At 54.7% G+C, this 20575-nt stretch carries 19 protein-coding genes; 4 read left to right on the top strand and 15 right to left on the bottom strand.

Going from position 1 to position 20575, the window contains the following annotated elements:
- Positions 1 to 8 precede the first annotated feature (8 nt).
- From QZL66_RS07960 to ruvC, 6 genes are read right to left on the bottom strand one after another with little or no spacing between them, the layout of a single operon-like run.
- Positions 9 to 860 (bottom strand): energy-coupling factor transporter ATPase, encoded by an 852-nt coding sequence (locus QZL66_RS07960; RefSeq protein WP_022411199.1) that lies wholly within the window; start codon positions 858 to 860, stop codon positions 9 to 11.
- A 59-nt stretch (positions 861 to 919) separates the two neighbouring features.
- On the bottom strand, positions 920 to 1795 hold the full coding sequence (locus QZL66_RS07955) for an SAM-dependent methyltransferase (protein WP_022411198.1): 876 nt from the start codon (positions 1793 to 1795) through the stop codon (positions 920 to 922).
- Positions 1796 to 1822: 27 nt separating this feature from the next.
- Entirely contained in the window at positions 1823 to 3175 is a 1353-nt protein-coding gene (glmM, locus tag QZL66_RS07950; protein WP_022411197.1) for a phosphoglucosamine mutase, read from the bottom strand.
- A gap of 56 nt (positions 3176 to 3231) precedes the next feature.
- Entirely contained in the window at positions 3232 to 4302 is a 1071-nt protein-coding gene (gene ruvB / locus QZL66_RS07945) for a Holliday junction branch migration DNA helicase RuvB (protein WP_022411196.1), read from the bottom strand.
- A 29-nt stretch (positions 4303 to 4331) separates the two neighbouring features.
- On the bottom strand, positions 4332 to 4949 hold the full coding sequence (gene ruvA, locus QZL66_RS07940) for a Holliday junction branch migration protein RuvA (protein WP_022411195.1): 618 nt from the start codon (positions 4947 to 4949) through the stop codon (positions 4332 to 4334).
- Positions 4946 to 5461 (bottom strand): crossover junction endodeoxyribonuclease RuvC, encoded by a 516-nt coding sequence (gene ruvC / locus QZL66_RS07935; protein WP_022411194.1) that lies wholly within the window; start codon positions 5459 to 5461, stop codon positions 4946 to 4948. Before ruvC ends, ruvA begins: the two co-directional genes overlap by 4 nt.
- 246 nt (positions 5462 to 5707) lie before the next feature.
- On the opposite strand from ruvC, the gene QZL66_RS07930 reads away from it, so the two are divergent.
- Positions 5708 to 6826 (top strand): bifunctional chorismate mutase/prephenate dehydratase, encoded by a 1119-nt coding sequence (locus QZL66_RS07930; RefSeq protein ID WP_022411193.1) that lies wholly within the window; start codon positions 5708 to 5710, stop codon positions 6824 to 6826.
- A 1052-nt stretch (positions 6827 to 7878) separates the two neighbouring features.
- Here QZL66_RS07930 and QZL66_RS07925 read toward each other — a convergent pair.
- Both QZL66_RS07925 and QZL66_RS07920 read right to left on the bottom strand, forming a co-directional pair.
- A complete protein-coding gene (locus tag QZL66_RS07925) occupies positions 7879 to 9093 on the bottom strand; it encodes a cofactor-independent phosphoglycerate mutase (protein ID WP_022411191.1) in 1215 nt (404 codons plus the stop codon).
- Positions 9094 to 9232: 139 nt separating this feature from the next.
- On the bottom strand, positions 9233 to 10015 hold the full coding sequence (locus QZL66_RS07920) for a type III pantothenate kinase (RefSeq protein ID WP_022411190.1): 783 nt from the start codon (positions 10013 to 10015) through the stop codon (positions 9233 to 9235).
- A gap of 154 nt (positions 10016 to 10169) precedes the next feature.
- Between QZL66_RS07920 and QZL66_RS07915 the strand changes: the two genes are divergently transcribed.
- Together QZL66_RS07915 and spoIVA are read left to right on the top strand one after the other, a co-directional pair.
- A complete protein-coding gene (locus QZL66_RS07915) occupies positions 10170 to 11708 on the top strand; it encodes a DUF3794 domain-containing protein (RefSeq protein WP_022411189.1) in 1539 nt (512 codons plus the stop codon).
- 193 nt (positions 11709 to 11901) lie between these two features.
- Positions 11902 to 13377: a stage IV sporulation protein A gene (spoIVA, locus tag QZL66_RS07910; RefSeq protein ID WP_022411188.1), complete on the top strand. Its 1476-nt coding sequence runs from the start codon at positions 11902 to 11904 to the stop codon at positions 13375 to 13377.
- Between the two features lie 100 nt (positions 13378 to 13477).
- Here the strand turns inward: spoIVA and QZL66_RS07905 are convergent, their stop codons facing one another.
- On the bottom strand, positions 13478 to 14194 hold the full coding sequence (locus tag QZL66_RS07905) for a hypothetical protein (RefSeq protein ID WP_022411187.1): 717 nt from the start codon (positions 14192 to 14194) through the stop codon (positions 13478 to 13480).
- A gap of 146 nt (positions 14195 to 14340) precedes the next feature.
- Here QZL66_RS07905 and QZL66_RS07900 point away from each other — a divergent pair, with 146 nt between their 5' ends.
- Positions 14341 to 14691, top strand: a complete 351-nt coding sequence (locus QZL66_RS07900) for a helix-turn-helix domain-containing protein (protein ID WP_226943178.1) — start codon at positions 14341 to 14343, stop codon at positions 14689 to 14691.
- A gap of 38 nt (positions 14692 to 14729) precedes the next feature.
- Here the strand turns inward: QZL66_RS07900 and QZL66_RS07895 are convergent, their stop codons facing one another.
- The 6 genes from QZL66_RS07895 to QZL66_RS07870 all read right to left on the bottom strand — a co-directional run.
- A complete protein-coding gene (locus QZL66_RS07895) occupies positions 14730 to 15224 on the bottom strand; it encodes an HD domain-containing protein (RefSeq protein ID WP_022411186.1) in 495 nt (164 codons plus the stop codon).
- A 335-nt stretch (positions 15225 to 15559) separates the two neighbouring features.
- A complete protein-coding gene (locus tag QZL66_RS07890; protein ID WP_022411185.1) occupies positions 15560 to 16588 on the bottom strand; it encodes a 3-deoxy-7-phosphoheptulonate synthase in 1029 nt (342 codons plus the stop codon).
- Positions 16589 to 16715: 127 nt separating this feature from the next.
- Entirely contained in the window at positions 16716 to 17987 is a 1272-nt protein-coding gene (locus QZL66_RS07885) for a hypothetical protein (RefSeq protein ID WP_022411184.1), read from the bottom strand.
- Positions 17988 to 18292: 305 nt separating this feature from the next.
- Complete coding sequence (locus tag QZL66_RS07880; protein WP_022411183.1) at positions 18293 to 18817, bottom strand: DUF5104 domain-containing protein; 525 nt, start codon at positions 18815 to 18817, stop codon at positions 18293 to 18295.
- Positions 18818 to 18853: 36 nt separating this feature from the next.
- Positions 18854 to 19717: a PHP domain-containing protein gene (locus QZL66_RS07875; RefSeq protein ID WP_022411182.1), complete on the bottom strand. Its 864-nt coding sequence runs from the start codon at positions 19715 to 19717 to the stop codon at positions 18854 to 18856.
- Positions 19710 to 20575: DHHW family protein (locus QZL66_RS07870; RefSeq protein WP_293602001.1), on the bottom strand; the 866-nt coding region annotated here is incomplete at its 5' end. The genes QZL66_RS07875 and QZL66_RS07870, both read right to left, overlap by 8 nt.

Genomic DNA, 20575 nt, shown 5'->3' with positions numbered 1-20575 from the left:
TGCTCACCTCAACTTCCCAGCTGTTCCAGCAGCGCCTGCACGCAGGCGTCCTCTGTGATAATATGCGAATCCAGCGGAATCCCCGCCTGCCGCAGTTCATAGACCAGTTCTGTCACCTGCGGCACATCCAGCCCGATCTGCTTCATCTGCTCCACGTGGGAGAACACCTCTTCCGGCGTATCATCCAGCAGGATGTTTCCCTCGTCCATGACGATCACCCGATCTGCCTGCGCCGCCTCTTCCATATAGTGCGTAATCAGAACAATGGTAATGCCATAATTGCGGTTCAGCAGGCGGATGGTCTTCATGACCTCCCGCCTGCCCTTGGGATCCAGCATGGCGGTCGGCTCATCCAGCACGATACAGGACGGCCGCATGGCAATGATGCCGGCGATGGCGACACGCTGCTTCTGTCCGCCGGAGAGCTGGCTCGGCGCATGCATGCGGTAGTCATACATGCCCACCGCCTTCAGGGCATCGTCCACACGCCGGCGGATCTCCTCCGGCGGAAGCCCCAGATTCTCCGGTCCGAACGCCGCATCCTCTTCCACAATAGTGGCGACGATCTGGTTATCCGGATTCTGAAAGACCATGCCCACACGCTGCCGTATCTCATAGAGCTTGGTTTCGTCGGCAGTATCCATGCCGGCGACCCACATTTTTCCGCCTGTAGGCAACAGGATTCCGTTCATGTGCTTCGCCAGCGTGGACTTGCCGCAGCCGTTGTGTCCCAGCACGGCAGCAAATGTCCCCGGCTCCAGCGTCAGAGAGAGATCTTTCAGAATCTCCGGAGAAGCCGCCTTGTTCTCCTCATCGGTATAGTGAAACGACAGGTGCTCTGCCGCAATGCGTACTTCCATGCATCCGCCTCGCTTTCCGAATTTTGGCGATTCCGCACAGGTTTTGTGCGGTGCCGCTCTTATTTTCCGCTCTCCCAGATGGCAGTCGAGCCGCAGGGCAGCACCATGCCGCTCTGTTCCACCGGAAGTCCGATCTCGTCTGCGGTCACACCGCCGCCGAACTTCGGCTTGAGCACACTGCCCAGCAAATAGCCCATGACTGCCGGAGAAAGTCCGGTGGTGTAGCTGTTCAGCAAAAAGAACAGCGGGTCATCCGACAATACGCCGGAACACAGCTCCACCAGATCGTAGATATTCTCCTCCAGCTTCCAGACCTCGCCGCCCGGTCCTCTGCCGTAGCTGGGCGGATCCATAATGACGGCATCGTATTTTCTGCCACGCCGAATCTCCCGTGCCACGAATTTTTCGCAGTCGTCCACGATCCAGCGGATGGGTTTTTCTGTCAGGCCGGAGAGGGCTGCGTTTTCCCGTGCCCACTGCACCATGCCCTTGGAGGCATCCACATGACACACCGATGCGCCGGCAGCGGCACAGGCAAGGGTCGCACCGCCGGTATAGGCGAACAGGTTCAGCACCGAGACAGGTCTTCCGGCATTGCGAATGCGCTCTGCCATCCACTCCCAGTTAACTGCCTGCTCCGGAAATAATCCGGTGTGCTTGAAGCCGGTGGGCTGAATCTTAAAGGTCAGTCCGAGGGGGACGTACTGCATCTTCCACGACTCCGGAAGCTTGCGGGAAAATGCCCAGCTTCCGCCGCCGGAGGAGGAACGGCTGTAATGTCCGTCCGCACTTCTCCACGCCGGAAGCCGCCGGGGTGTTTTCCAGATGACCTGCGGGTCAGGGCGCACCAGCGTCACGCCGTTCCAGCTCTCCAATTTTTCCTGTTCTGAGGTATCCAGAATCCGATATTGTTTCCAACCATTTGCTGCTCTCAATTTTGGGTTTCTCCTATCTTCTCTCAATTATGCGCCGGCGAAAATCCGAACCTGTGCGGTAATTGCCTGTGCGGCGTTCTCCATCTGCACGGCATCCTTGCCCTCTACCATGACACGGATCAGCGGTTCTGTTCCGCTCTCCCGCACCAGGATTCTGCCGTTGTCGCCCAGTTCCTTGGTATAGGTATCAATAAGGGCAGCGATCTCTGCGTCCTCCTGCCAGTGTCCCTTTTTGGCTGCCGGAATGGTGACGTTGTACAGCACCTGCGGGAATGTTTCCATCACGCCTGCCAGCTCGCTCATTGCCTTGCCGGATTTTTTCAGGATCTCCATGAGCTTGATGCCGGAGAGTTCGCCGTCGCCGGTGGTTGCCTCATCCAGAAAGATGATGTGTCCGCTCTGCTCTCCGCCGATGTTGTAGCCGCCTGCCAGCATCTCTTCCAGAACATACCGGTCGCCGACCTTGGTCGCCTTGGCATCGATGGCGTGCTTCTTGGCGAAGTGGAAGAAGCCCAGATTGGTCATGACAGTGACAACAGCAGTGTCGTTTTTCAGCTTGCCCTCCTGCTGGAGTGCCTTGGCACAGATGGCGATGATCTTGTCGCCATCCACCAGCACGCCATTTTCGTCCACTGCCAGGCAGCGGTCTGCGTCGCCGTCGAAAGCGAGTCCCAAATCGCAGTCATGTGTCTTGACGTATTCCATCAGGTTCTCCATGTGGGTAGAACCGCAGTTCTTGTTGATGTTGGTGCCGTCCGGCGATGCGCTGAGCATGTGCACCTCTGCGCCAAGGCGTGTGAACAGGGACTCCGCCGTTGTGGAGGAGCTGCCGTTTGCGCAATCCAGTACCACACGCATGCCGGAGCAGTCCGTATGCACACAGGATGCCAGATAGGAGATATAGTCCTCTCTAGCGCTGTCATAGATGGAGATTGCACCGACTGCCGTGCCGGACTGCAGCTGAATCTGTTCCGGATGATCCAGAATCAGCGCTTCGATCTCTGCCTCGGTGGCATCCGGCAGCTTATAGCCGGTGGAGGCAAATAGCTTGATGCCGTTGAACTCCACGCTGTTGTGGGATGCGGAGATCATCACGCCGGCATCTGCACCCTTGGTGCGCACCAGATATGCCACAGCCGGTGTGGGAACCACGCCCAGCTGCACTGCCTCCGCACCAACCGAACAAATGCCGGCGCAGAGTGCGGCTTCCAGAATATCCGAGGAAATTCTGGTGTCCTTTCCGATGAAGATCTTTGCCCGATGCTTGGTTTCCTTTGTCAGCACCAGTGCCGCAGCACGCCCGATCTGCATTGCCATCTCGCAGGTCAATTCTGTAATTGCAACGCCTCTTGCACCATCTGTTCCAAATAATCTACCCATGGTCATTCATTCCCTTTCTACATGTATCTTCAAATTGCTGTCAAACTCTTATGAATTCATTCGCCGTCTGCCGAGAGCGTCATCTGTCCTTCGACACCGCCGCCGGAATTGGGCATGGCGTATCCCAGATGCTGATATGCCAGCGCTGTGGCACAGCGTCCTCTTGGGGTGCGTGCCAAAAAGCCAAGCTGCATCAGGTACGGCTCGCAGACATCTTCCAGCGTTACGGTTTCCTCCCCCAGCGCCGATGCCAGTGTTTCCAGTCCCACAGGACCGCCGCCGTAGCCCTTAATAATCATCTCCAACATACGGCGGTCGTTGCTGTCCAGACCAAGCTCGTCAATTTCCAGACGGTCCAGCGCCATATGGGCGATGTCCTGTGTGATCTCGCCGTCTCCCATGACGTCGGCAAAGTCCCGCACACGTTTCAGCAGGCGGTTGGCGATACGGGGGGTTCCCCGTGCTCTGCCAGCGATTTCCGTGGCGCCGTCAATGGAACACGGAATCTTCAGCAGCATGGCACTCCGGCGCACAATGTCCGTCAGCTGCTCTGTGGTGTACAGCTCCAGACGCAGAATCACGCCGAACCGGTCCCGCAGCGGGCTGGAGAGCTGCCCGGCTCTGGTGGTTGCTCCGACTAGGGTAAACGGGTTCAAGTCCACCCGCAGCGAACGTGCAGAGGGGCCCTTTCCCATGATAATGTCAATGGCATGATCTTCCAGCGCCGGATAGAGGATCTCTTCCACCTGCCGGTTCAAACGGTGAATCTCATCGATAAACAGCACGTCATTCGGCTGCAGATTGGTGAGAATTGCCGCAAGATCGCCTGCCTTTTCAATGGCAGGGCCTGTAGTCACACGCAGATTGACGCCCATCTCGTGGGCAATGATTGCCGAAAGCGTGGTCTTGCCCAGTCCCGGAGGGCCGTACAGCAGCACATGATCCAGCGGGTCGCCACGCCGTTTGGCAGCCTCGATATAGACTGCCAGATTTTCCTTTACTTTGTCCTGTCCGATGTATTCCAGCAGGGACTGCGGGCGCAGGGAAACCTCCACCTCGCTGTCCTCTTCCACCTGTTTCGGTGTCACCATGCGGGATTCAAATTGCATATCCCCAGTTTCGATCATCCTGTTTCACGCTCCTTTCTGTACGCTTTTCACGAGCGTTTCTTGCCGAACTCCTGAAGTGTCCGGCGAATCATCTCCGAAGAGGAGAGGGACGGATCCAGCTTCGCCACAACGGGCGCAACCTCCGCCTGTGTATAGCCCAGCGTCACCAGTGCCTCGATCGCCTCGCCGGCATTTCCGCCGCCGGAAGCCGCTGTCACCGATGCCGCAGCTGCCATATCACCGGAGAGCAGCCCGATGGACTCACCGGCGATCTTGTCTTTCAGTTCCATGACGATGCGCTGCGCTGTCTTTGCGCCGATGCCCTTGGAGCGTGTCAGCTGTTTGCTGTCCCCGGCCGCCACCGTCAGCAAGAAGCGATCCGGCGGCAGGTCGGACAGAATGGCAAGCGCCGCCTTGGGGCCGACACCGGAGACAGTAGTCAGCAGGCGAAAGCACTGTAACTCCTGTTTTGTGGCAAAGCCGAACAGCTCCACCGCATCCTCCCGCACTGAGAGTGCGGTATATAAAAAGACCGTTTCGCCCACGTTTCCCAGCTGAGAGAGCGTGGTAAAGGTCGTGCGACAGGCATAACCCACGCCGCCGCATTCCACCACCGCCAGAGAAAGCTCTTTGGCAAGCAGTGTTCCATGTACACTATAAATCATACGGTATCTCCTGTTCTGATCTCCCGCTGCTGCACCTGCACGCCGGTAGCGCTATGGCCGTGGCAGATGGCAAGGGCGAGGGCATCGGCGGCATCGTCCGGTTTTGGAATCTGTGCCAGATGCAGGATCCGGCGAGTCATATCCATGACCTGCCGCTTTTCCGCTCTGCCGTATCCCACCACCGCCATCTTCACCTGCAAGGGTGTGTATTCGAACATGGGAATGCCATGCTTTTCCGCACACAGCACAATGACGCCACGTGCCTGTGCCACGTCAATGGCAGTTTTTTGGTTAGAGTTAAAGTATAGCCGCTCTATGGCAATACAGTCCGGCCGAAACCGGCTGCACAAAAAATCCAGATCATCGTAAATGGCATTCAGCCGTGCGGCAAACCGTGTTCCTGCCTCCGTGGTAATGGCACCGTATTCCAGCGGCACAAACTCCGCCCCGTGGTAGGACACCACGCCGAACCCCACAATGGCATAGCCGGGGTCAATTCCTAATATCCGCAAAATGCTTCCTCCCAACGATTCTCCACGCCGGCTGCGGCGGCAGGCATCCGCCGGCAGCAACGCACGTACATTTCATTATAGCACAAAACGCCCTTCCTTTTCAATAGCTATTCAAATTTTTATCTTGATTTTTGAAAAAAAATTGTGTATAATGAAAATGGAACCGTTTGCGTGTCGAATCGATACGCAGCAGACTTCGACAGAACAAACGCCGTACAAACAAAGGCAGGAGAAAGGAACGCCAACATGGAACTCAATGAAATTCGTGTAGAAATCGACAAGCTGGATCGGGAACTGCAGCAGCTGTTTGAACAGCGTATGCAGCTCTGCCGTGAGGTGGCACAGTATAAAAAAGCCCACAACATGCCTGTATTTCAAGCCGATCGGGAACAGTTGATTTTGGATCGTGTGGAAAAGAACGCCGCAGAGGGACTGGGTGCTGCCTCCCGCACACTGTTTTCCAACATCATGAGTATCAGTTCCCAGCTCCAGCAGAAAATGCTGGTGGCTGCGGAGGCTGCGCCGGAGATCGCCTGCCCGCACATGGAAACTGCTGTGAAAATCGGGTGTCAGGGCATCACCGGTGCCAACTCCGAGACTGCTGCCCGTGCCTTTTTCCCCAACCGTGACATCGCCTTCTACCCCACCTTCGAGCAGGTCTTTGCAGCGGTCGAATCCGGCGAACTGGAATACGGCGTGCTCCCCATTTACAACAGCACCTCCGGCACAGTGACTCAGACCGTTGACCTCATGGGCAAGTACAGCTTCTTCATCACCGCCATGAATCAGGTGGAGGTCACCCACTGTCTGGCAGCCCTCCCCGGCACCAGGCTGGAGGATATCCGGATGGTCTACTCCCACCCGCAGGCACTCTCCCAGTGCAGCGATTTTCTGGACGCACGGCACCTGCCGCGCCACGAGGACAGCAACACCGCTGTTTCGGCACAGATGGTGGCAGAGTCCGGCGACCGCACCATCGCAGCCATCTGCTCTGCCGACTGCGCCAAGCACAACCATCTGGAAATTCTGGCATCCCGCATCTCCAACGTGGTTCCCAACTTCACCCAGTTCATCTGTATTACCAAGGATATGCAGGTCGCACCGGAGGCATCCGTCATCTCCGTCATGCTGACCCTCTCCAACGAGCCGGGCAGCCTGAGCCGCATCCTGAACAAGTTCTTCCTGTACGGTCTGGACATGACCAAAATCGAGAGCCGCCCCATTCGGGACGGCAGCTTCGACGTTGTGTTCCACATCGACTTCAAGGGCAACCTGCGGGATCGCAGCATCGCCGCTTTCCTCAACGACCTGTGCAAGAGCTGCCGGGAATTCAAACTCCTTGGAAATGCCGTTGTCATGGAATAATCTGGCGTAAAACTATACCTCAAAAAACACAAGCGGACACTGGAAAACTGCCAGCGTCCGCTTTTTTGGATTGGATAAATCCTACTTTACTTTTCCTTTTTCTCTTCCCGCAGCAGCTGCATCCGCAGCGACAGGCAGGAAACCACAGCCATCAGCACACCGCCGGCTGCAATCCATCCCACCACCACATTTCGCATGTGGTAGATGTCCGAATAGGGCACTGTGGCGAAGATCACATAGTCGCCGCTGGTCTGATACCGCAGCATTGCCGCAGCACCATCGTCTGTTTTGACATCCAGCGTACCGCTCTTGTGTCTGGTCTGAAACAGATTTTCCGCCATCTTCTGTCCGATCTTCTGGGGATCGGTACAGCTGATGTACTCCAGCGTATCCGCCTGTACAATGGCAGTTTCTCCGGAAGCATACAGCGGCATATCCGAAGCGGTGTTGGCAAGATCTGCCTCCTGCAAAATGTTCACCGTCGAGGCAGCCGGAAATGTGATCTGCACCAGTCCGCCGGATTCCCCGAGAGTGGACGCTGCCCCNNGTGGACGCTGCCACAATGGTCGGCGAATCCGAGTCCAGCAAAAACAAAACATCTGTATAGACGTTGTCCGAGAGATGAGAGAGAAATTCCTCCCGCACGGTGCTGCCTTCGCCGGAGGGATCGGTACTTGCGGTGATGTTGCCTCTGTCATCCGAAACGCTGATGCGGTCGGCGTTGACGGTCACACGCAGCTCCTCCAGCGTCCGGTCGTCCGTCAGAAACGATGCGTCCTCCGAGAGGATCATCGCCGTTGTCCGTGTTTTGGAGATATAATCCTCCTTCAGCTCCTCTGTCAGCTGAGATGCCTGATTCTCATTTTTTTGCAGGTAGGCTTCCACAGAACCGATGTTGACATCGATCTGAGAGACCGCCTGATTTTTGCTGACAACGCCAATGGTATAGCCCGCTGCCGCTGCCAGAACCAGAATCGTGACCAGCATGCTGAGCAGCACCCAGCGATAACTCTGAAAAAAACGTTTTCCCACTTTGTTCCGTCAAAGCCTCCTTATTTTGCTGCGAAATCCTTCATCATGCGGAAGCCCTCGTCCACGTACAGCCCCGTTGCCTTTGCCGTTGCCTCGCTGAACGTATCCGGCCCGTTTTTCGGATTCCGGCTGTCATAGATCAGGAACGGGATCGGGTCGTTGGTATGAGTCTTGAGGGAGAGCGGTGTAGCATGATCCGGCATGACCAGAACCTTGAAATCGCCCATCTTCTCCAGCTCTGCCACAACCGGTCCCAGAATCTTGTGGTCGATGATGGAAATCGCCTTCGCCTTGTTCTGTACCTCGGCACGGTGTCCGCACTCGTCCGGTGCTTCCACATGGATGTAGACGAAATCCTGACCGTTCCGGAATTCGGCAATTGCCGCAGCTGCCTTTCCATCAAAGTTGGTGTCGATGTAGCCAGTAGCACCCTCGACTTCTACCACACGCATGCCGGAGAACTTGCCGATGCCCTTGAGCAGGTCAACTGCCGAGATCATAGAGCCGTGCAGACCGTACTTCTCATAGAACGGATCGAGGTTGGCACGAACGCCCTCGCCCCACAGCCAGATGCTGTTTGCCGGACGCTTGCCCTGCCGGATGCGCTCCAGATTGACCGGATGATCTTTCAGCACGTCGTAAGAACGCACCATCAGATCATACAGCGGTGCTGCATTCTGGCTGTGGCACAGCGGCAGATAGGTCTTGATAGGTCTGCCCGTGATGTCGTGCGGCGGTGTGAGTCCGCCCAGATCGGTGGTGCCGTGGTCCCAGATCAGGCAGTGCCGATAGGCAACACCGGCATAGAACCGGAAGGTATCGTTGCCCAGTGCCTCTTCCACTGCCTGCATCAGGATACGTGCCTCTTCGGTGGAGATATCGCCGGCGCAGTAGTCCACCATGGTGCGATCCTCATAGTTCGGCTCATCGCTCAGTGTCACCAGATTGCAGCGCAGCGAAACATCGGTGGGCTTCATGTCGATGCCGATGCTTCCGGCCTCCAGCGGAGAACGGCCGGTGTAATACTTCATAGGGTCATAGCCCAGAACCGAGAGGTTTGCCACATCGCTGCCCGGCTTCATGCCATCCTGCACGGTCTTAACCAGACCAACGGTTGCTTTCTTTGCCAGTCTGTCCATGTTGGGGGTATCCGCTGCCTCCAGCGGGGTCTTGTTTCCCAGTTCCTCCACTGGATAGTCTGCCATACCGTCACACAATACTACCAGATATTTCATCAGATTAGCCTCCTGCATTCATTTTGGGATGCAGCACCGAAATTCGATGCCGTACCGTTCTCTATTATACCATATGCCGGAAAATTTGTCCAGCGTTTTTCGCACACCGGCGCAAATCCGGCTGCGGCCGCTCTTCCGCTTACTTTTCGGTTTCTTTGCCCATGTTCTTTTCATAGATCAGTTGCAATCCCTTGAGCAGCAGCAGCGGATCAGTCAGAATCTTATGCCGGCAGTGGGGAATGATGGACTCCGACAGTCCGCCTGTTGCGAGGTAGGTCGGTGTTTCCCCCAGCTCTTCTGTAATGCGATCCAGCAGCCCGTCAATGCAGCCGGCTGCGCCATAGAGGATACCGCTCTTCATGCAGGCGACCGTGTTGCTGCCGATACACTTTTTCGGCGGTTCAAAAGAGATCTTAGGCAGCTGCGCCGTCTTTTCCGTCAGGGCGTTGAGAGAGATTCCCACACCCGGCGCAATCACGCCGCCGATATGCCGCCGCCGGGCATCGATGACGGAGAATGTGGTGGCAGTGCCCATGTCAATGATGACGATGGGCGGTTCGTACTCGTACAGGGCTGCCACAGCGTCTGCCACACGGTCGCTGCCCAGCTGTGCCGGATTGTCAATGGCGATCTGAAGTCCGGTGCGAATGCCGGGACCGACAACCAGCACCGGACAGCTTGCGATCTTCTCGATTGCCTTTCGCATGGAGTTGTTGATGGACGGCACAACAGAGGAGATGATGCTCCCCTCGATCTCCTCCGTCTGAATCCGGTAGATCTCCAGAATGGTTTTGATGGAGACCGCAAGCTCCAGCGGTGTGGCGTTCTGGTTGGTGGAAACACGTTCCACAAACAGAATCTCCTTCTCCTGAAAGCATCCGATCACCACGTTGGTATTTCCAATATCAATGGCAAGAACCATAGATGTTACCTCCAATTTCTTTTCTCTCTGCTTTATTATAGCATAGACAGGGCAAAATTGCAACTTGCTCTGTGCAGGCTGGTCTAACCCCTCGCTTGTCTGCATAGGATAGAGCAAACGAACGCCGCCGGACGGCGAAAAGGAGGAGTTCCACATGGAATTGAAAATCAATCGGGAGATGATCCCTGTCACCGAAACCATTCTGGACGATGTGCAGGAGCAAAGCGTTGAACTGGACTACGTCTTGCCGGACTATGATCCGGATATTTTCCGCATCATCGGCTGTGAGATGCACCCCACCATCGTCAGCTATACCACTGCATCTGACCGCATCACCTATGAGCTGCGGGTCGATATCCGCATCTTGTACTGCGGTGCCGGAAGCACACTGCTGCAATGCGTTTCCCAGCAGATGATGTTCTCCCGCAGCGCCGAGCTGCCCCGCACCGCAGAGAACCCCACGCTGACACTTCGCCCACGCATCACCTATTCCAACTGCCGTGCTGTCAGCCCCCGCCGTCTGGAGGCGAGAGGCGCCGTTTCTGTACAGATTCGAGTCACCGGCGACCGCCGGCAGGAGGTCATTCGGGATGTGTTCGGCATGCACGTCCAGCTGCGCAAAATTCCGGTGGAGTACGCTGCCCAGAAGCGCAGCGCCGTCAAGAACATCACCCTCAGCGAGGAGGTAGAGCTTGGCGCAGCCAAACCGCCCATCCGCTCCATTGTTCGGAATAACGTGCGTCTGGTGCATCAGGAGACCTCAATTCTCGCCGGAAAGCTGATCGTCAAGGGCGATGCCGAGGTACAGCTGCTCTATACCTGGCAGAAGGACGACGGCTCCGGCGGTATGGAGTCCATGCAGTTCACCCTCCCCTACAGCCAGATCGTGGACATGGAACAGATCGATGAGAGTTACCGTAGCAGCGCCGAAGCGCAGGTCATCCGCTGCGACCTCAAGCCTTCCGCCGAGGTGCTGCAATGCGAGATCGAACTGCGGCTCTGCTGCACCGCCATTCAGACGGCATCGGTTCAGCTGGTCACCGATGCGTTCTCCACCTGCTTCCCTTGCCAGCAGACACCGGTTTCCGTGCAGATCGACATGGCACCGGAGCGGGTGCACAGTTCCATGGCATGCAGTGCCGTCATTCGCCCCGGCGACCGCATTCCGGAATGCATCTACGACCTCCAGTGTCAGGTGCGCAACATCAACATGCAGCTGCTCTCCGACACCAACCGCATTCGTGTCAGCGGCATGCTCTGCTGTAGCCTCTTGGCAGCGGACGCAGAGGGAATGCCGGTTCTGCTGGAGAAAGAAGAGGCGTTTGAGGCATATGCCGATCCCGGCACCTCCGTGGCAGACGCTGTTCTGCGTGCACAGGTAGAGCCGGCAGACTGCACCTATCATCTGGCATCGGACGGCACCATCTCGGTGCAGGCGAATCTGCTGCTGCACGGGGCGCTCTGCCCTTCTGCCCGCCACGTCTGCCTATCCGATCTGGAAGTGGACGGAGAGAACAAGCTGGTGCGGGACGGCGACTATGCGCTGAAGCTCTACTACGGCGTGGAACACGAGGACGTCTGGGACATCGCCAAGCGCTGCCACACCAGCGTAGACGCCATCATGGAGGAAAACGAGCTTGCCGAGGAGCAGCTTGCCAACGCCGGAATGCTCTTCATTCCCATTGTTCACTAGGGGTTGTTTGAAAAATAGCGATGTTTGGAAAAATGCACAGAAATTACTGTATGTTAGGAGAGAATCCGCAGGCAGGCTGTCGCCTGACAAGGATTTTCGACGACACAGACAGTGATTTATGGGCGTTTTGACAAATGTACGGATTTTTCAAACAAGCCCTAATACAACCAAATCAAAATGGAGGCACAAGTGCATGGCTAGTGAAATTTACGCTGACATCGCCCAGCGCACCAACGGCGACATCTACATCGGAGTCGTGGGGCCGGTACGTTCCGGAAAATCCACGTTTATCAAACGCTTTATGGAGCAGCTGGTCATCCCCAACATTCCCAGCGAAGCCAGACGGGAACGGGCAGTGGATGAACTTCCCCAGTCTGCCGGCGGACGCACTATTATGACAACCGAGCCGAAGTTCATTCCGGAGGAAGCCGTGGAGCTGACGCTGGGCGAGGCTGCCCGTCTGCGTCTGCGCATGATCGACTGCGTGGGATACATCATCCCCAGCGCACTGGGATACATCGAAAACGACCAGCCCCGCATGGTACACACCCCGTGGTTTGACGAGGAAGTCCCCTTCAACATGGCGGCAGAGGTGGGCACACGAAAGGTCATTGCGGAGCACTCCACCATCGGACTGGTGGTCACCACCGACGGCAGCATCACCGATCTGCCACGTGCCGAGTACGCCGAGTGTGAACAGCGGGTCATCGAGGAGCTGCAGGAGCTGGGAAAGCCCTTTGCCGTCCTGCTGAACTGTCTGCATCCACACAGCAAGGAATCGCAGGCGCTGGCGGAACAGCTGCGGGAAACCTACAATGCACCGGTCATCCCCGTCAGCTGTCCGGATTTGGACGAAGCCGACATCCGCACCATCCTCACGGAGCTGCTTCGGGTGTTCCCCGTTCAGGAGATCAACATCTGCATGCCCCACTGGATCACAGAGCTGGAAAAGCACCACTGGCTGCGGGAATCCGTCTTTTCCTGCATCCGGCAGGCAGCCGGCGAGGTGCACACCATCCGTGACACCGACACTTTCACCGAGGCGATCTGCACCTGTCCCTACATCACCGGTGCTGCCATTCGGGAAATCCACATGGGCACCGGCAGCGTCATCGTGGACGTTTCGCTGGACGCTGCGCTCTTCTATCGGATTCTGGGCGAAGAAACGGGACTGGAAATCCACAACGAAAGCGATCTGCTGCCCATCCTGATGGAACTGAGCCGTATCCAGAAAGAATACGCCAAGATCGAACCGGCACTGCGGGAGGTGGAGGCGACCGGCTATGGCATTGTCATGCCGGATCAGGAGGAGATGACGCTGGAAGAGCCGGAGATCATCAGGCAGGGCGGACGATACGGCGTGCGCCTGCGGGCATCGGCACCCTCCATCCACATGATGCGTGCCGACATCCGCACCACGGTCAGCCCCATTGTGGGAACGGAACGCCAGAGCGAGGAGCTGGTCATGTACCTGCTGGAGGGTTTCGAGGAGGACCCCGCCAAGATCTGGTCCTCCAACATCTTTGGCAAGTCCCTTCACGAACTGGTGGGCGAGGGACTGCACAACAAGCTCTCCAAGATGCCCATGGATGCACGCCTGAAGCTTCAGGAAACCCTTCAGCGCATCATCAACGAGGGATGCAGCGGGCTCATCTGCTTTATCCTTTAAATTGCAGCAAACACAAAACCGGACGCACGCTTTTTCGCAGTACGTCCGGTTTTGTTATGATATGAGAAGCTGTCAAATAAAATATTACTGGATTCCTTTTTTACGCATTATTTTTTGCACATAATAAATTGATTCCCCATGCAATTGCCAAAACAAACAGGCTTCCAGTTTCTATCAAAATTGCATTTTTTCCCTGTGGCTCAGAGAGCGGAACATCTACCAATGTTACCAGAACGGCAACGCCAAGCACTAAAAGCAATAGATATATAATCACACAAAAAACAACGATTACCGCTGTATGTTTCTTTTCATTTCTCCGTGCCAATTTGATGGGATAAAACATAATGGGCAAGACCAGCATAACCAAAGAGCATAACAGTCCCCAGACAAATCCAATTCCGCAGGAAACCAGTCCCAGCACTCCGGTAATCTGCCCCTCTGTTATAAATTCACTTTCGTTTTCCCCGCCGGTAAGAAAGTTGTCCATTGTCCTTCCAAAATCCTGAATATCCATGAACGTTTCAAACTCTTCTGCATTTGTGCTTTTTACCGACTCCCACAGAATCATCGTCCAAATGAGCCAAAAAATAAGCATTGCTACAGGATACACCACGCTGCAAATCAGTGCCATTTGTTTTACCTCATTGTATTTCTGATCAAATTTATCGGATTCACGCACACCAAAACTGTTGTATCCAGCCAACTGACGATTCGTTCGAAGAGAAAGAAACACTGCTGCCACAATCAATAGCGTCACTGGAGAAAACATGACAATTGTCATCTTAATATTTCCGATAAAAAGTATCAAATTCCACATTGTAAAATCATCCTTTCCGCCCTCTGATATACATCATATATGTTGTTTATATACTAAGTTTAACACAGTTTATGATGTTTGTCAATACGTCAATTTTGGTGTAAACTAGAATTTGTAAAGAGTCCCCAAAGAAAGAAGTTGAATTTGTGCAAAATCACCTATGGCTATACCCCAATCTGGTATCTGCTCGAAAAGCAACATGTTCTCAAAAAGAGCTTTCCGAACAAATCGGAATTTCACAGCAGGAAATCAGTCGTTATGAACGTGGCGAAGTCAAAGCGCCGATTAATTATTTGAAAGATGTCGCATCTGTATGCCATGTAAGCGTGGATTATCTTCTCGGATCGGAAATCCCATCGGAATCAAATCTTTCCGCAGAAGAAGAAAAAATCATTCACATTTTGCGAGCACTCACACCTGAAAATCAAATTCGCCTTTCAGAGCGTGCAGAAACACTTCTCGAACTCCAACAAAACGAAACGCCTTGCAACAAATAATGCTGCAAGGCGTTAGTCTTATCATAATTAGTTTGCACTCAATCCAGTGCGAACAGTTCATTCAAATAGTGGATTCCCGTTTCTGTCCGGAAAATCTTGTCCCGAAATTTTTTGATATTCCGCTTGGGCAGCCCTTCCTCATAGGCATTCACCAGAAAATCCGCCTCCACCAGAATCTGCAAATCAACAGCGTCAATGTTCTGATAGCTGTGATGGTGGGCGACCAGTTCGCACACACGATTGGTCAGCGCCGGCGAGAATTCCAGCGCCATCAGCATGGCACGGGCAATGGGCGGACCCTCCTGTTCCTGATATTCTCCGGCAGCAGAACGGTATTTCTTTTCCGCAGCATGAATTCCGATATCATGTACCAGTGCTGCCGCCTCGATCACTTCCCGCTGCTTTGTACCGATCTGTTCCTCTTCTGCAATCATTTTGGCAAAGGCGTACACCTTCATAAAATGCTGAATCCGCTTGGGATCTCCGCTGTACAGGGTAATCATTGCCATTGTCAGCTGACTCATGGATGCCATGGTATCCTGCTCCTTTCGTCATCTCAAAACCTGTTCTGTCTTGTCACTTGCTTCGATCTCCGGCACTTTGCCTGAGAAGTTGTTCTCACAGAAAGAAACAAATATCTTTTCTAATCGTGTACGGTTCTTTCCTGCTGTCTGGAGGAGAAACCATTTTGAAATGTGTCGAATTTCAGAGCTTGTATTCATAGGAAATATATGCGGATTTTCGAGCAAATTTTTTTGCAGACAAGGCAAAAATTTGCAGGCATACTTTCGTATGGCAAGAATTTTTAACGCAGTATGCAACAAAATTTGCCGAAAAGACGTGGATAGACGCCTATGAACACGAGCTCTTAAAGCTGATCTGCAATCTCGTAGATCAGGCGCTCCGATTTTTCCCAGCCGAGGCACGGATCTGTAATAGACTTACCGTAAACGCCTTCGCCGATCTTCTGGGAGCCGTCCTCAATGTAGCTCTCTACCATAAATCCCTTCACCAAACGGTTGATGTCTGCGCTGTGGCGGCAGCTGTGGAGCACTTCGTTGCAGATACGAACCTGTTCCAGATACTTCTTGCCGGAGTTGGAGTGGTTGGAATCCACGATCACTGCCGGATTCTGGAGGGACTTCTTCGCATACAGCTCGCACAGTGTCATCAGATCCTCATAGTGGTAGTTGGGCAGGGTGCGTCCCAGCGGGTCAACTGCACCACGGAGAATGGCGTGTGCCAGCGGATTGCCCTTGGTCTTTACTTCCCAGCCGCGATACAGGAACATGTGAGAAGCCTGTGCTGCGACCATGGAATTCATCATTACCGAGAGGTCGCCGCCAGTGGGATTCTTCATGCCCACCGGAATATCCAGACCGCTGGCGGTCAGACGGTGCTGCTGGTTTTCCACAGAGCGTGCGCCCACTGCCACATAGGACAGCAGATCCGACAGATAGCGGTGGTTCTCCGGATAGAGCATCTCATCGGCACAGGTCAGACCGGTCTGTTCAATGGCACGTGTGTGCAGCTCACGAATGGCGATCAAACCCTGCAGCATATCCTCTTTCTTTTCCGGATCCGGCTGGTGTACCATACCCTTATAGCCCTCACCCGTGGTGCGGGGCTTGTTGGTGTAGATACGGGGAATGAGAATCAGCTTATCTGCCACCTTTTCCTGCACCTTCGCCAGACGAGAGGTATAGTCCAGAACAGCATCCTCACGGTCTGCGGAGCACGGACCGATGATGAGCAGTTTCTTGCTGGATTCGCCGGTGAACACCTTCTGAATTTCTGCGTCTCTGGCAGCCTTTACAGCGACCAGCTTTTCCGGCAGCTGGAACTGCGCTTTCAGTTCCTTTGGAACGGGCAGTTTTCGAATAAATTCCATATTCATATTCTAATACTTCCTCCTTATCTTTGGGCATCCGGACAGCGTAGCCATCCCTATCTCTTCCAGTATACTCTTTTTTCCCTGAAATTACAAGTCAATCTGACAAAGAAACCATTGCAAAACTATTTTTTTACTGCAAAGTCTGCACCGGCGTTGCCGTATCCGGCACGGTTTCCTCGGTTGCGGTGCTCTCCGCTTCGCCGGGCTCCTCCGCCTTTGGCGAGATCAGTTCCAGCGCCAAGTCCCCACGAGTGGTGTAGACAGCTGCCACAGCGCATTGATCCGGCAGCAGCAGCATGTGCTCCAGCTCCTCCCGTTTCATGGAGAGATCACCCCACGTGTACAGCAGCTCCGCCTGAGACTGCTGCGATGCGACACCGTACAATCCCCCTGCACCGGCGACACCGTACCAGAATTCCGCACAGTCGGACTCTCCCAGCAGACTGTCCCCGCCGCAGGCATCCGCCAGCGTCACCTGTGTTTTCCACAGTGCGCCGTCAGTCACGACGATATGGGAAAGGGCGCTGCTGCCGTTGGCATCCTGCTCCAGCAGAAGCATTCCGCCGGTACTGCTGCGCACCCACTGAAAGGCAGATGCGACCTCCAGCATATCCGTGGAATAGCCCTGCACCGGACAGAGATTCCCCTGAGAATCCAGCGCCATGAGATACTCCTGTTCATCGATGGTCGCCGTCAGATAGATGTGATCGGCAGCATCGCACCGCACGCTGGTGAACACCATGGTCTGCTTGGATTCCTGATCCAGGTGCAGCAGCGTGGAAAGCCCCATTTTCCGAATGACCGTTCCTGCTGCATCGTACCACACCAGATGGTACTGGGTGGCGTAATTCTCATAATAGGTCTCCCAGTCGAACGTGTCCGGATCAAAGTCCGAGTCCTCGTAGGGAATCTCCGTGGCATTCTGGCAGATCAGTCCGCAGACCGTGCCGTCCGACAGCACATCGAAGTCCGTCAAGCCGCTGAAACCGGCAGGATCTGCATCCGGATACAGCATCTGAAACTCCGGTTCTGCCTGTGCAGGTGTACAGAACAGCACGCCGCTCCCCTGTCCGCTCTCCTGCTGCTGCACACCCAGCAGATAGAGCTTGCCGTCAGAAAACCGGATAGATTGCAGCGTTCCCAGTTCCGCCGGCAGTTCCCAGTCCGAGATCTCGCCGGAGAACAGGGGAACCTGTTTGATTTCCGTAGAGAGCTGGGTTTCCGTGGCGGAAACATCTGTTTCCTCCGCCAGTGCGGTGGTCACAAGCGGCGGAAGCTCCATCGAAGACTGCTCCTCTGTCTCTGTCACAGATGCGCTGGTTTCCGTTGCACAGCCAGCCGTGCAGAGAAGCAGCCCCATGAGAAGTGCACCCATCGCTGCACCGCTTTTTTTCTGTTTCATAGACCTGCCTCCGTTCGTCAAAATCTTTGTCCATTATAATACGAAATCACAGAAAAGTCAATAGAGCGGATTCCCGTAAACATGAAATGCACGCCTTTTCGGCAGAATTCCATAAAAATTCTCGCCAGACGCAAGCGTGCCTGCAAACTTTCGCCTGATTGGGGCAAAATTCTGCTCGCAAAAACCGCACCTGCACATGATGAGAATATGTACTGAACGTCTCAGATTGTGAGGACTCTCGACCGTATCCCGGATTGCGTATTCTGCACCGCCACACTTTGCGCAGGAATCTTATCACGATTGATTTATGAGGGAAAATGAATACCTGCGCCATAATCTGCTTCATACTTGTCTTTTTCAGAATCTTTAGATATCCAAATCAAATATAAACCATTTTCCTGCGCATCTTCTGAATCATATTTTTCAATAAAAAATAAGTTATAAGTTTCTAAATCCGTCAATATCGTATAATCTGCCCGAATTTGAAACGTTTTCCTTTTTCCGTTCTGACTTTCATCGGTTGCAATTGTTCCATCGGATGATACAAAATTCCCTGTATAATATTCAATCGCAGATAAAATCGCCTCATCCAATTCCCCCGCTTCATTCAATGCCTGCTTCGAAAACATAGACCTGATCGCAGCCTGGTCTTCGTTCTCTAATGCTGTCACAATTTCCGAAACTCTATCCTCTGCTATTTTATCTAAGCTTCTATCTTCCAGCCAGCTTTGGTGCGGATAAGAAAAACAGCCCGTAAAAGAACACAAGAGCACAGCTATAGAACCAGCGAGAATCGAACAAAGCAAAAGTGCAAGTACTTTTTTCCGCATTTCAATTTTTCCTCAATAAGGCCCAATCCCATTTTCTTATGCCAATGCCGAATTTGCTGCGATCGCCTGTTCCAGACGGCGGGGAAGCTCCCCATCCTCCACGCACAGGCTTCCTGCAACACCGCTTCCCAGCTGGATATCCGGCTTGACCGACGGCCCGTGGAAATCCGAACCGCTGGTGACCAGCAGCCCGTATTTCTCCGCCAGCTGCAAATAGAGCCGTGTCTGCTCTGCCGTATGGCGGCTATAGTGTGCCTCGATGCCCTGCAGCCCCAGTGAGATCAGCTGCTGCAAAAGCGCTTCCAGCTCCGGCCCTTCCAGCTTCAGCTGGTGGGGGTGCGCCAGCACTGCAACGCCGCCCGCCTGCCGGATCACAGCAATGCCCTTTTCCGGCGAGGGCTTCGGTCGCTCTGCCTCCGCATAGAACGCCGGCGTTGCCAGATATTTTTCGAAGGCATCCTGAATGGAGCCGGCATAGCCCAGTTCCACCAGCGCCCGTGCAAAGTGCGGCCGTCCGCTGGTGCGCCCCTGATTGCAGCGCCGCACATCCTCCAGCGAAATGACTACGCCACGCCGGTGCAGAAATTCCAGCATCCGTGATGTGCGCTCCCGCCGGTTCCTGGCGTTTTCCTCGCAGAACGCCAGCAGCGCCGCAGAATCCGCATCAATGCCATATCCCAGAATATGCAGCTCCCGTGTATACTGTACACTGATCTCGATGCCGGAGAAAAACGTCATCCCCAGCTGCTGTGCTGTCTGTCCGGCACGGGAAATTCCCGAAACGGTGTCATGATCGGTGACGGCGGCAACGGTTACCCCAGCTTCCGCCGCCAGACGCATGGTCTCCTCCGGCGTAAACTGACCGTCCGAACAAGTGGTATGAATGTGAAGATCAATCATTTTGCGCTCCTTTCTCAGAAGATGACGAAATGTGCAGCAGTTTCTCCCACAATGCCGCATCCCCATAGGCATCGGCATCGCAGAGCACCAGAATCTGGTGGTATCCGGAGAGGTCTGCCAGCTCCTCCGCCCCGTGAGAGGCACAGTCCACGTTCAGGAAACAGATCTCACGGTAGTGCTGCATGAGAAACGGCACCAGATACGCCGCATCCGCATCCCCCAGCAGCAGCAGTTTTCTCTGGTTGTCCACGTCTGTCTGTACCACAATTTTCTCACAGGGTTCCCCCAGCACATACGCCGACGGGTCTTCCCCGCTGGGATGATCGTACATCTGCCGTTCCTCCTCCGTGCCGTCCGCTGCATACGCTGTCACAGATGTGACGCTGCTGCCAGAGCTGCACGTGTACCGGTCGAAGATGTCCGGTGTGACCCGTCCGTCGTAGCACGCACGGTACAGACTACCCCGGTACGTTCCCACGTGGGAGACGGCGTACTGGTCGTAGGAGACGGGAATAAAGCCCATCTTCCGGATGGCGCTGCGATAGACGCAATAGGCACCATATCCCGTCCACTGCGCATCGGTGCGGTGGTAGATGTAGTCGTCCTTAGCGGTGGAGAGAATCTGATAGATGTCGATTTTTCGAATGGGCGAGGAAACCTCGTCATAGAACGTATCCAGTTCGGACAGTTGGGAGGAAAACGGCGCACTGCCCAGCAGGTCTGCTGCATAAAATTCTCCGGCAGCCGGCACAGCACCCAGAAACATGGGCACTTCATACGCCTGATAGAAGTCGTTGAACAGCGTGGCGGTTTTGGAAAGCTCCGCCGTATCCAAAGTTTCCGGCATTTCCAGCAGCC

This window comes from Ruminococcus sp. CAG:330 (genome assembly GCF_000437175.1).
Classification (GTDB): Bacteria; Bacillota; Clostridia; order Oscillospirales; family Ruminococcaceae; genus Ruminococcus_C.
Note: the sequence above shows the minus strand (reverse complement) of the source record. Positions and strands in the feature narration are given on the sequence as shown.